Genomic DNA, 12,592 nt, shown 5'->3' on the forward strand with positions numbered 1-12,592 from the left:
CGTCATGCTCACGGATGAATGCATTCCCCTCAATCAGGCCGAAGATGGTCTGGCAACGTTTCAAATCGTTAGGTGCGAGACCTCTAGTCTTGCACTGCGCGAACTGCCAGACCTCATCGCGCAAGAGGTGCCTATCGCGCTGCAATTCAATGGCATTAGCCATGCAGTGCTACTAGGCACCCCTCTGGACTTGGAAGACTTGGCCGTTGGCTTTTCCTACACCGAAGGCATCGTACGCAGCAGTAGCGATATTTACGATGTACAGGTGCAGCATACGCCGGACGGCATTGTGATCGATCTAAACATTGCCAGCGCATGCCTGCAGCAGCTTAAGCTGCGCAGGCGGCAACTGGCTGGTCGTACAGGCTGTGGTTTGTGTGGACTAGAAAGTCTGCAAGACGTAAAACGAGCGTTACCGGCCTTGCCCGAACCTGCTTATAATGTGGCCCCTGCCACGGTAGTTAGGGCCTTGCACCAGTTGCGCCAACAGCAAGTTCTGCACGAGAAAACCGGTGCTACCCATGCGGCAGCACTGGCCAACCAAGCAGGTGAGATTCAAGTTATTCGTGAGGATGTAGGCAGACATAATGCGCTGGACAAGCTCATTGGCCACCTACTGCGTCATGACGCCATGGCAATGGCAGCACAAAGTCTGGCATTGGTTTCCAGCCGAGCCAGTTTTGAGATGGTACAGAAAACAGCCGCAGCCGGTATTCCTACCTTAGTTGCTGTTTCTGCACCCACTACCCTTGCCACACAACTCGCAGAGGAACTCAACCTATTACTCATAGGGTTTGGACGTGAACAGCATTTCAATGTTTACAGTCACCCACAACGTTTAACTTCTTTTTAATTTTGGGCGATGGATTATGAATAGTAAAAGCCTGATACCGATGGTCAATCGCATAGGAACTTTTTTTGAGTCTCAACCTAATCGTGAAGAGTCTCTAGAAGGTATTGCCAACCATATCCGCTTGTTCTGGGATCCCCGCATGCGGCAATCATTGTTCAACTACCTAGATGAACATCCTGATGGCAAAAGTGACAAGGGCGAACTCTCTGCCATTGTTATGGAGTCAATCACTCGCTACAGGACCAAACTGGATCCTGCAGCACTAACCGCCTGAGCTGTTTGTAGTACCTACCTGACCGGGGCAGTCTATCCCCGGCTCCTAGCTTCCTAAAAAACAATAGTACTAACGCCAACTACAAGCATATGGCGAATAAGGAGACAAACATGAGCACATCTAATGCTCAAGCTTCCAATGGCTTTTTCAGTAAAGCCCGTATTACGGCAGGTCCTGGTTTTAACCGCTGGATGATTCCTCCAGCGGCTCTGGCTGTACACCTGTGTATTGGCCAGGCTTATGCTTTTTCCGTTTTCAACGAACCCATGACTCGACTGTTGGGGATTACCTCCTCGGCACCCGATGACTGGACACTCCCCACCTTAGGCTGGATTTTCAGCTTGGCCATCGTCTTCCTAGGTTTATCCGCCGCATTCGCGGGTAAATGGTTGGAAGAAGTAGGCCCCCGCAAAGCCATGTTCACTGCTGCCTGCTGTTTTGGTGGTGGCTTTATGGTAGCGGCGCTAGGTATACACTTGCACCAGATTTGGTTAGTGTATTTAGGCTATGGAGTGCTCGGGGGTATAGGGTTGGGTGTAGGCTATGTTTCGCCTGTGTCTACCCTAATCAAGTGGTTCCCCGATAAGCGCGGTATGGCTACAGGTATGGCCATCATGGGCTTTGGTGGTGGTGCCTTTATTGCCTCGCCATTATCTGTAGGGTTGATGGATTACTTTGCCTCCCCCACATCTATGGGCGTTACCCAAACCTTTGTGGTGATGGGGTGTTTGTACTTTATCTCCATGACTATCGGTTCACTGGCCGTGCGTATTCCTGCGCCAGACTGGAAACCTGAAGGTTGGACACCACCCGTAGTACAAAACGCGCTGATTTCCCGTAATCACGTGCATATTGACCAAGCCCTGAAAACACCGCAATTTTGGTTGCTATGGTGGATTCTGTGCTTGAACGTGACCGCTGGTATTGGAGTACTGGGTCAAGCATCGGTCATGATCCAAGATAGTTTTGCCAGCATCACACCTGCCGCTGCCGCTGGGTTTGTAGGCTTGCTGTCCTTGGCTAACATGTTGGGTCGTTTTTTCTGGTCATCCGTATCCGATTACATTGGCCGCAAAACTACCTACATGATCTTCTTCATCTTGGGGTCTGTACTGTACTTCACCGTGCCAGGCTTTGGTTCTGCCGGTAACGTAGCATTGTTCGTGATTGCGTACTTTGTGATTATGTCTATGTATGGCGGTGGCTTCGCGACTATTCCTGCCTACTTAGCTGACCTTTTCGGCACGCGCTTTGTGGGTGGTATTCATGGTCGTTTGTTAACCGCATGGTCGGTAGCTGGTGTGCTGGGCCCTGTGCTGGTGAACTACATTCGTCAGTACCAAGTCGATAACGGTGTGCCGGCTTCGCAAGCCTATACCACCACCATGTACATCATGGCCGGGCTATTAGTGATTGGTTTCTTGTGTAACCTGATGGTTCGCCCTGTAAATGCCAAACACCACATGCCTTCCGATAAACCTGCGGACGCATCACTGCGCTCTCTGCAGCCCGCTGAGTAACAGGAGACCAAGATGACACAACCTACCTCTACCACTGTCAAAAAGACCTCTCCCGTGCTGTTAGCACTGTTCTGGCTGTACGTAAGTATCCCTTTGCTCATAGGCGTATGGGAAACACTGGTAAAAGCCAGTGCTCTGTTTAAATAGACAATAAAAAAGCCACATTACGTGGCTTTTTTATTTGCTCAACAGCGGCGCAACACTTAGTCGTTCTCTTGTTGATTTACACGGTACACCAGCACTGCGCAGCGAGCCATGTTCAATACTTTGGCAGTTACACTACCCAGCAACAAGCGGGACAAGCCACTACGGCCGTGTGAGCCGATGAAAATTAGGTCGCAACCTTCTTCTTCAGCGGCTTTCACCAGACCGTCAGCCACATTGAAGTTGGACACAGAGCGGGAAGTCACTGGCACACCAGCAGTTTCAGCGCGATCCAATACAGCTTTCAAGTATTTATTCGCTTGCTCAGAAGCCGTTTTTTCGTAGTCTTCGTCGGTAATAGCGTAAGCAGCTGCCATACCATCAAAACCAACGGTGGCTGCAAAAGGCTGAGTCACGTGCAACGCTACCACTTCAGCGCCAATCTGTTTTGCAAAACATACACCTTTGTTGGCTGCCTGAGCGGACAACGCGGAACCATCTGTAGGGATCAGAATTTTTTTGAACATGAGAGTACTCCCCATTGAATAAATACGATTATCAATAGCCTAAGCCTATTACTCCATCGCAGCAATACTGAATTACCGCAATACTTGAGTTATATCAGGCTTCTGTGGCCGCATAGTACAAATTGGCACAACGCGTGCCGGTACGACAATATGCCAAGATGGGCTGAGGCATACTTTGCAGCAGACCCGCAAAAGTCTCTACGTTATCTACTGTCATCTGGCCGCTAATCACAGGCTGATATACCACTTGCAACCCAGCGGTTTTTGCGGCGTTCATTACATCGTCCGAGGCAGGCTGATTCGCACCACCTTCACCGTCTGGACGGTTAATAATCACACTTTTAAATCCGGCTTCGGCTACTGCTTGCATATCGTCTGCACTCAGTTGAGGGGCCACGGCAAAATCATCATTAATACGGTGAAAATCAAATGCCATCCTACACTCCGAAAATACTGAAAATCATCAAGCCCCTATAGTAAACAGTAGTCATCACTTTGTGATAGCCCTTTTTCACCCTGTCACCAGACTTACCTTTTATGCTTGACCGCTCTTTGCCACAATCATAAGATGATTTTTATATTCATCTTTAAGCGCAGCGTTTCTTGCCATGACACTAGACACTTATACCGAAGCTGAAATTCACCAGTTGGTACATGACTTTTATGACGATATACGTCAGCACAACGTACTAGGCCCTATCTTCAATAAACACATACAAGATTGGGATCATCACTTAACCATCATGGTTGATTTCTGGTCTTCCTTACTGTGTCGTAGTGCACGCTATTCTGGCTCGCCCATGATGAAACATGCTCGCTTACCTGAGCTCAGCGCCGAATTATTCTGTACATGGTTAGCTCAGTTTGAAATCAGCACATCACGCCATCCCAATCAGCAATTGGCCCAACATGCGCGTGAATTTGCAAAACGCATCGCCCGCAGCTTATGGATGGGTTACCAAATAGATCAGAATCCCGACGCCCCACCCCGCGAATTGAACTGCGGCACAGCATGCGCCTAAACCTCAGCAGCGATTATGCGCTGCGATTACTGATGTTTCTGGCGGCTAACCCAGGGCAACGGCATACCATTGCCGATATCGCCGCCCACTACGACATTTCCCGCATGCATCTAATGAAGATTGCCCATCAGCTTAGCCTACACGGTTGGGTAGACAGCAGTCGCGGTAAAGGCGGCGGGCTACAAATCGCCCAAGTTGCGCATACCCTGCCTTTAGGACAATTACTGCGTCAGACTGAGGCCGACTGTCAGTTGGTGGAATGCATGGGGCCTGGGTCATCCTGTGTGCTGCAGGGCTGCTGCAAACTAACCGGCATACTCTACGGGGCATTACAGGCTTTCTTTGCCTACCTAGATCGCTATACTCTGGCTGATCTGGTTAACGATGATGGACTACAGCGGATGCTGCAGCCTCAAAGTACAGAACGTGCTGTCAAACTACCTACACTCAAAACATCCGTGGGGACAGATAGGAAACTTTTTTGATTTGGTGTCTCAAATCACAAAAAGCTTTCCTGCCGTCCCCCAGCATGTGCGATGAATACAGCAGCACGCTTACTCGCCACTGCTAGTCATAGTCTTCATCTGTCCCCGCCTCAGCAATAAGTACCGCTGAAAACAAAAAACCTCTGGCTACACACCAGAGGTTTCTCTACAACCTACGCGCTATACGTAGAAGCAGCTTACGCTTTCAACGTATCACACCGAACGGTACCAGGTTGTACACGTAGTTTATTCAGAACCTCATCAGAAACAGGCGCATCCACATCGGTCACGGCATAGCCCAGTTGACCACGTGTTTGCAGTTGCTGACCAACGATATTCAAGCCGCTTTCTGCCAACACATTGCTGAGTGCCCCCATAGCACCGGGAACGTTCTGATGCATATGCAAAATACGCGCTGCACCAGCACACTCTACGTAAGGGACTTCAGGGAAGTTCACCGCCCCTTTAGTCGCGCCACTACGTGAGAACAGCACCAGTTTTTCGGCTACTTCACGGCCAATGTTTTCTTGAGACTCTTGTGTACTACCACCAATGTGCGGTGTCAGGATCACGTTACTCAAGCCACGTAATGGGCTATCTAGAGGCTCGTTCACTCCTTTAGGCTCAACAGGGAACACGTCTAGCGCTGCACCAGCCAAATGACCGCTCGTCAACGCAGCGTGCAAGGCATCAATGTCGACCACCGTACCACGCGACGCATTAATCAAAATAGAACCTGGCTTCATCTGCGCCAGTGTTTGCTCATTAATGATGTTTTTAGTACGTTCGCCACCCGGTACGTGTAAGGTCACGATATCGGACTGTTCCAACAAGCGTTTCAGGGATACAAAAGGTTTGGTATTGCCCAAAGGAAGTTTGGTTTCTACGTCGTGGAACAACACGCGCATACCCAAAGCCTCTGCCAAGGTACCAATTTGCGAGCCAATGTTCCCGTAACCAATAATACCTAGTGTTTTACCGCGAATTTCGTAAGCGCCGTCTGCTGATTTATCCCAGAAGCCTTGGTGCACACGAGCGTTCTTTTCAGGAATACGGCGCAACAGCAAAATAGCTTCACCCAACACAAGCTCAGCCACCGAGCGGGTGTTGGAGAACGGTGCGTTAAACACAGGAATACCGGCTTGCGCAGCAACGCTCAAATCGACTTGGTTGGTGCCTATACAAAAACACCCAATGGCTTGCACCGAAGGCGCTGCCAACAGCACATTCTGATCCAGCTGAGTACGAGAGCGTATACCCACAATTTCCGCGCCAGACAGCGCGTCCAGCAGTTCTTCACCATTGAGCGCAGACTTATACGTCACGATATCGGTATAGCCGGCTGCTTCAAATACTTCGCGAGCACTGGGGTGAATATTTTCGAACAGAACAATACGCTTCATGAGAGTTCCCAGAACAAATAGGATAAAAATAGTACTGTTTATATCGTAAACCCTGCCTCAAGCTAATAGCAAGTGCAGAACACTGCTTTGCAGCTACGCCACACCCACAAAAAAGCCCAGCGTAGTGCCGGGCTTTCTAGGCATAACCGTTGATTAGGAATCAAACGGTGTAGGACGTGGAGTCTCATCAGCCGATGGAGGCAGAATTGGCAACACGATTTGTGGCTGCTTACCTGTCAACGACTTCAGAAACGCCACAATTTGGGAATTTTCTTCAGACGTAAATTTCTTGCCCAACTGCAATCTACCCATGATGTCTACCGCTTCAGTCAAGGTACTCACCGCACCATCGTGGAAGTAAGGATAGGTCATTTCTACATTACGCAGTGTAGGTACTTTGAAGTTGAAGCGATCCGCATCAACACCTGTTACCGCTGCACGGCCTTCGGCCGCATTCGCTGTTTGATATGGCTCAACTAGACCCATTTTTTGGTAGGAACTACCGCCCAAGTTTGGACCGTTGTGGCACGCAATACAGCCACTGTTTTTAAACAGTTGGTAACCCGCTAACTGCTGATCTGTGATGGCATCTTTATCGCCTTTCAACCATAAGTCAAAAGGAGAGTCAGGTGTGACCAGCGTCTCTTCAAATGCAGCAATCGCATCGGTCACTTCGTCTATACCAATCACAGGCTTGTTGTACACAGCCTGAAACTCAGCAACGTACTGAGGAATAGAATTCAGCATGCCAACAGCCAATTCGTGGGTAAAGCCCATTTCCATTGGGTTAGCGATAGGGCCACCGGCCTGTTCACGCAAGTCACCTGCACGGCCATCCCAGAACTGTGCCAAGTTCAGGCTGGAGTTCAAGACGGTTGGCGAGTTGATAGGACCTTGCTGCCATTTGTCCCCGATCGAGGTAGGCAGGTTATCTGAACCACCACGGCTCATGTTGTGACACGAGTTACAGGAAATAAACCCAGATTTGGACAAACGTGGTTCAAAGAACAGTTTTTTACCCAACTCGATTTTGGCTGGATCGCCTGCTTTTGCTTCGGGGATTGGTTGCACAGGTTCATTGCTTTGCGCCATGGCAAAGCTAGACATACCCAGTGCAATCGACAAAGCAAGTACAGAGGCTCTTAATGGCTTCATAATGACTTCCTTCAAATTAAGTAGTGCCAGAATGACGGCAGGTAGAATCTTGGAAAAACCCTACTGCTGTCACAACTACTCTAGCCCTCTTCCTCTGGCCGTCCTTTGAGCCAACTCAAGTACCGTTAAAACTTTGTCACATTTGATGTAACAGTGCCCTAAATGCGACAGGCAAAAAAAAAGGCCCATGAAATGGGCCTTAAAAATAGACTTGCGCCATACAGCACCATGTACCTTTTTGGTATTTACGGTGCTACTACAGCGGCTACAGCGTCCACGAAGTAATCAATATTGCCACTGTTCAAACCAGGTACGCAAACGCGACCGGATTCCAGCATGTACACACCAAATTCATCGCGCAAGCGCAGGATTTGCTCTTTAGTCAGACCGGTGTAGCAGAACATACCAAACTGATCCACAAAGTAGCTGGAGTCGTAGTTCGGCGCTTTTTGCTTCAGTTTTTCGTGAGCCAATTTACGCATGGTCGCAATACGATCACGCATTTCGGCTACTTCAGCATCCCACTGTTTGAATAGTTCCGCATCTTGCAACACGGCTGCAATCGCTTGAGCACCTTGTGTAGGTGGGTTGGAGTACACACGACGGATCGTAGCTTTCAATTGACCTTGTACGCGGCTCGCTTCTTCTTTGCTTTGGCATACGATGGACAATGCACCGCAACGCTCGCCGTAGTAAGAGAAGTTTTTGGAGAAGGAGCTAGCGACCAAGAAAGTTAGGCCTGCATCTACCATGCTGCGGATAACGGAGGTGTCTTCCTCCAGACCACGACCAAAACCTTGGTAGGCGATATCCACAAATGGGATCAAGTTGCGCTCTTTCAGCACAGGGATCAACTGAGCCCACTGCTCTGCGCTAGGATCAACACCGGTAGGATTGTGACAACATGGGTTCAGCACCACGATAGTGTGTGCTGGCAACGCAGCGATGTCTTCCATCATGGCTGTGAAATTCAAGCCTTGAGTTTTAGCATCGTAGTAACGGTATGACGATGTAGGTACGCCAGCGCCTTGGAACACCGCGTAATAGTTATCCCAAGCTGGATCACTTACACGTGCTTCAGCAGCCGGGAATGCTTTGTGCAGGAAATCGGCACCAATTTTCAGTGCGCCTGTACCACCCAGTGTTTGTACAGTGACGACGCGCTCGTCTTTCACAGCAACGCTATCCGCACCAAACAACAAATGCTGAACAGCCTGACGGTAGCTAGCCAGACCTTCCATAGGCAGATACGCTCGTGGCTTTTTCAACGCCGCGCTGCGCTTCTCCGCTTCTTGGACTGATGCCAGTAAGGGAATTTTCCCTTCTTCATCATAGTAAAGGCCAATAGTTAGGTTCACCTTATCTTTACGTGGATCAGCTTGGAACAGCTCAACCAACTTAAAGATAGGATCGCCAGCATATGCGTCAATATGTTCAAACATTATTGAAAATCCTCAGGATTCATGCGCTCACATCATTCAATCAGGAACGCTTGCTATAAAACCGATGCAATTATCATAGAACCACATCTTAGTGAATTGTACTCATGCAAGGGGCCATTTGTCCGCACAGTTCCCAGCTATACTGTATCCATCGCATACAGACAACATATTCAAACCTAAAATAGCCTCTTGCACTTCATGCGCACCGTCTTTCACGCCTCACCCGCCCCCTCTTTCCGTACCCGCTGGTCTTGCCTGTTTCGCACTGTATGGATGCTGATACTACTGGCTGTACTAGGATTAGCGCTGGCCAGACTTGCCTTACTGTACTTTCAAGGCCCCGCCAACATTTCATTGTTTCAAGCGGATGTGGGGCGCGCATTCTGGATAGGTCTACGCTTTGATCTTAAGTTCTTGGCCATCCTAATGGGGCCTTTTATTTTGATCAGCTTGGTGTTTTATAGGGTCTCAGCAACACTTTGGAAAGGTTTTTACGCCTTCTTCCTAATTTACGCTTTTGTATTACTGGTAGCGCTGAATCTGCTGAGCGTGGTGAACTTCTATTACTTCACCTTTTACCAAGGCCCCATCAATGCATTGATCTTCGGTTTTGGTGAGGACGACACCTCTGCCATTGTGCAAACCATGTGGCAAGACTTCCCTGTTATTTCCTTGCTCGCACTGATCTTTATTGGTAGCGGCGTGCAATGGTGGTTGGCTAAACGGTGGGGGCAGTACCGACTATCGCATCCTCTATCACACAGCAGTGCCGCTGGCTTAGCTGTGCTCGTCATTGGTAGCGTTGCAGTGCTGGCATTGTTGGGGCGTGGCAGCGTAGGCAAGTTTCCATTGCGCAGCATGCACATGACAGTTTCCTCAGATACATTTGTGAATAGCTTAGTACCCAGTGGGCTGCATGCCTTAGATTTAGCACGCAAAGAACGCCAAAGTAATGACTTAGGCACTGATCCCGATGTCGCACTTCGGCTAGCCGGTCTTGCCTCATGGCAAGAGGCAGCGCAGCAATGCTATGACTACCCAGATTCAACACTGGACGAGAACAGCCTACTCTTTCAAGCATATCCGGCGACATTTACAGCTGATACGCCTGCACCACACGTCGTAGTAGCACTGATGGAATCCTGGGGACGTCAGTTAATGGACTATGATGATCCCAAAAAAAACGACGTTCTAGGCCAACTACGCCCTTGGGTAGAGGGCAAGGCTGACTATTTCGATCGTGCTATTTCCTCAGAAAATGGTACACACCCAAGTCTAGAGGCGGTGTTACTCGACACGCCTATCTCGCCACTTACCCAAAGTCGCTATGGTTATCAAAGCTACGACACATCGCGTATCAAGCCCTATAAAGATGCCGGCTACCGCACCGTATTTGTGACCGCTGGCCCTGGTAGTTGGCGACAACTGAATACAGTGTTACTCCGACAAGGCTTTGATGAAGTGCATGACGAAAACGACATTCGCACACGCTTCCCTGATGCCTCTTCCCACACTTGGGGCTTAGATGACGAGTGGATGTTCAAATATGCCGCTGAGCTACTCAAAGATGCTGATGAGCACGGTGAAAAAGTCATGCTGTTTATGCTGTCTGTCACCAACCACCCACCCTATCGCATTCCTGCTCACTACACACCTGCTGCATTAGATACGGCTGCTCTGGGTGCGGACATGGCTACCGATGCCGCTACAGGCTTATCCATTTTACAGACCTACCAGTACGCCAACAATGCACTAGGTGAGTTCCTCAATACACTGGAACACCAGAAACTACTGGATCACACCTTGTTTGCTGCCTCCGGAGACCACAACGGCAGAACGCTGTTTGCTTACCCTGACAGCACCAAGCTAGCCTATAAATTTGGTGTGCCCATTTTGTTCTACATTCCTACAGCCTATAAACATGCCACAGCGCCTATAGATTTGCATGCATGGAGCAGTCATCGAGACATTTTCCCGACGCTATGGGCACACTCTTTGCCAGCTCAACCACTACCTCGCTCGTCTGGCCGCGACCTCTATACCCCAGCAGCACCTACTGAAGCAACGGCCATGACTCTTTCTTCCTCTGATGGCGGCAATGGCGTCTCCATCAGCGACAAAGGTGCCATCAGCAACCTGTGGAAACCCCATTACCTGAATTGGAATGAGCGTGGTGAACTACAACCTACTGACACCCCTTCTGCCCAACTCGTGGCACAAGGAAAGCGTCAGCTGGCTTGCCTAGCACTGAGCGACTGGCGCATTCGCCATCAAGCCATTTCGACTAAGCAGCATAAGCACTAATACCAGCAACAATCAGAATACGAGACTACCCATGACCACACAGACAGCTTCTCTACAGTCTTTGCATCAACAACTACGCGATGGCTCGCTAAGCGCCCACGATTTGATGCAAGAGTGCGCACAGAACTATGCCCAACACGAACCGGTGTTGCACGCCTATAAACACTGGAATGGCGCGGCCGCACAAAAACAAGCTGGCGCCATTGATAGTTTGCTTAAGCAAGGTATTGATCTGGGCCCATTGATGGGGATTCCTACATCCGTCAAAGACTTATACGGCGTGCCTGATATGCCTGTGTTTGCGGGTTCCTCTCATGCGCTGCCCAGTAACTGGCAACAAGCAGGTCCTGTGGTGCGTAGTCTGTTGTCTCAGCTCGCCCCCATTACCGGCAAAACCCATACGGTGGAATTTGCCTTTGGCGGCATAGGCACCAATGCCCACTGGGGTACACCCGTTAATCCGTGGTCTGTACAAGGTGAGCACCGTGTACCTGGTGGCTCTAGCTCTGGTGCTGGGGTAAGTTTGCTGCAAGGTAGTGCCTTGTTGGCTCTGGGTACAGACACTGCTGGCTCAGTGCGTATACCAGCATCGTTTACCGGTACAACCGGGCTGAAACTGAGCGCTCAACTGTGGTCAAACCAGCATATCGTGCCGCTATCCCCCACGCTGGACACTCCCGGATTGTTGGCACGTAGCGTAGAAGATTTAGCGTTTGCTTTCTGCGCGATGGATAGCCACATCAATCACGATGACAGCGCTGTACCAGCCTTACATAGCCTACAAGGTTTGCGCATTGGTGTACCGGAGCACTTCTTCTGGGATGACGTATCGCCCGATATTGAACAACTCATACGCCAAACTTTGGGCAAATTCGAGCAATGGGGGGCTACGCTAGTACCCGTACACATTCCTCACTGCAATGAAGTGTATGACGTGTTTAAAGTGGGTGGATTAGGTGCGCCTGAGCTGTCCGACCTTTTGCACAACAGCTTGCCTGAGTGGTTAGAGCGTTTAGATCCTATGGTGCAAATGCGTGTAGAAGCTGCCAGCACCATGACGTCCAATGAATACCTACGCCGACGCCGCGTATTGGACACGGGGGCAGAGCAAGTTAAACCACTATTCCAAATGGTAGATGTGGTGATGACTCCTACTATCGCTATTGCCCCACCTACTATTGAAGCCATGCGCCAAACCGATGCGTACCGTCACGCCAACCTGCTGACACTGCGCAATACCTCTATCGCTAACTTGCTGGATTTGTGTGCGCTGAGCATGCCAGTAGGTGCAGACAGCTTGGGCTTACCTGTAGGCTTGCAGTTGATGTGCGCCAATAGACAGGAACGACGCTTGTTATCTATTGGTCGTGCCATAGAAAAACAACTGGGTACAGGGCAACAGATTCTCGGTACACCGGCGCTGTAACCATAGCGCATAGCTCACAACAAACAGACCGCATCAT

General features: G+C 49.8%; 13 protein-coding genes. 8 read left to right on the forward strand and 5 right to left on the reverse strand.

Going from position 1 to position 12,592, the window contains the following annotated elements:
• Positions 1–4: 4 nt before the first annotated feature.
• The 4 genes from fdhD (at position 5) to AC3QL0_RS13455 (ending at position 2,794) form a co-directional block, all read left to right on the forward strand.
• On the forward strand, positions 5–853 hold the full coding sequence (gene fdhD, locus AC3QL0_RS13440) for a formate dehydrogenase accessory sulfurtransferase FdhD (RefSeq protein ID WP_493008933.1): 849 nt from the start codon (positions 5–7) through the stop codon (positions 851–853).
• A gap of 16 nt (positions 854–869) precedes the next feature.
• A complete protein-coding gene (locus AC3QL0_RS13445) occupies positions 870–1,127 on the forward strand; it encodes a formate dehydrogenase subunit delta (protein ID WP_493008934.1) in 258 nt (85 codons plus the stop codon).
• Positions 1,128–1,237: 110 nt separating this feature from the next.
• Complete coding sequence (locus tag AC3QL0_RS13450) at positions 1,238–2,647, forward strand: L-lactate MFS transporter (protein ID WP_493008935.1); 1,410 nt, start codon at positions 1,238–1,240, stop codon at positions 2,645–2,647.
• A 12-nt stretch (positions 2,648–2,659) separates the two neighbouring features.
• Positions 2,660–2,794, forward strand: coding sequence for an MFS transporter small subunit (locus AC3QL0_RS13455; protein ID WP_493008936.1), 135 nt, complete (start codon positions 2,660–2,662; stop codon positions 2,792–2,794).
• A 56-nt stretch (positions 2,795–2,850) separates the two neighbouring features.
• Here AC3QL0_RS13455 and AC3QL0_RS13460 read toward each other — a convergent pair whose 3' ends face one another.
• Positions 2,851–3,318, reverse strand: a complete 468-nt coding sequence (locus tag AC3QL0_RS13460; RefSeq protein WP_135865242.1) for a universal stress protein — start codon at positions 3,316–3,318, stop codon at positions 2,851–2,853.
• Between the two features lie 94 nt (positions 3,319–3,412).
• Complete coding sequence (locus AC3QL0_RS13465; protein ID WP_135865243.1) at positions 3,413–3,754, reverse strand: protein tyrosine phosphatase family protein; 342 nt, start codon at positions 3,752–3,754, stop codon at positions 3,413–3,415.
• 172 nt (positions 3,755–3,926) lie between these two features.
• Here AC3QL0_RS13465 and AC3QL0_RS13470 point away from each other — a divergent pair, with 172 nt between their 5' ends.
• Together AC3QL0_RS13470 and AC3QL0_RS13475 are read left to right on the forward strand one after the other, a co-directional pair.
• Positions 3,927–4,340, forward strand: coding sequence for a group III truncated hemoglobin (locus AC3QL0_RS13470; protein ID WP_493008937.1), 414 nt, complete (start codon positions 3,927–3,929; stop codon positions 4,338–4,340).
• Positions 4,331–4,825 carry an RrF2 family transcriptional regulator gene (locus tag AC3QL0_RS13475; protein WP_493008938.1) on the forward strand — a complete coding sequence of 165 codons (495 nt, stop codon included), beginning with the start codon at positions 4,331–4,333 and terminating at the stop codon, positions 4,823–4,825. Before AC3QL0_RS13470 ends, AC3QL0_RS13475 begins: the two co-directional genes overlap by 10 nt.
• A 197-nt stretch (positions 4,826–5,022) precedes the next feature.
• Here AC3QL0_RS13475 and serA read toward each other — a convergent pair whose 3' ends face one another.
• The 3 genes from serA to AC3QL0_RS13490 all read right to left on the reverse strand — a co-directional run bounded on the left by serA (position 5,023) and on the right by AC3QL0_RS13490 (position 8,825).
• Positions 5,023–6,228: a phosphoglycerate dehydrogenase gene (gene serA / locus AC3QL0_RS13480; RefSeq protein ID WP_493008939.1), complete on the reverse strand. Its 1,206-nt coding sequence runs from the start codon at positions 6,226–6,228 to the stop codon at positions 5,023–5,025.
• 153 nt (positions 6,229–6,381) lie between these two features.
• Entirely contained in the window at positions 6,382–7,335 is a 954-nt protein-coding gene (locus tag AC3QL0_RS13485; RefSeq protein ID WP_493010997.1) for a cytochrome-c peroxidase, read from the reverse strand.
• Positions 7,336–7,628: 293 nt separating this feature from the next.
• Positions 7,629–8,825, reverse strand: coding sequence for an amino acid aminotransferase (locus AC3QL0_RS13490; protein WP_493008940.1), 1,197 nt, complete (start codon positions 8,823–8,825; stop codon positions 7,629–7,631).
• A gap of 273 nt (positions 8,826–9,098) precedes the next feature.
• Between AC3QL0_RS13490 and AC3QL0_RS13495 the strand changes: the two genes are divergently transcribed.
• Together AC3QL0_RS13495 and AC3QL0_RS13500 are read left to right on the forward strand one after the other, a co-directional pair.
• The gene (locus AC3QL0_RS13495) at positions 9,099–11,129 is read left to right on the forward strand and encodes an LTA synthase family protein (RefSeq protein WP_493008941.1); all 2,031 of its coding nucleotides are present in this window, start codon (positions 9,099–9,101) and stop codon (positions 11,127–11,129) included.
• A gap of 31 nt (positions 11,130–11,160) precedes the next feature.
• A complete protein-coding gene (locus tag AC3QL0_RS13500) occupies positions 11,161–12,555 on the forward strand; it encodes an amidase (RefSeq protein WP_493008942.1) in 1,395 nt (464 codons plus the stop codon).
• Positions 12,556–12,592 lie beyond the last annotated feature (37 nt).

The organism is Paenalcaligenes sp. GW821-LYS-B07-1 (assembly GCF_058803365.1).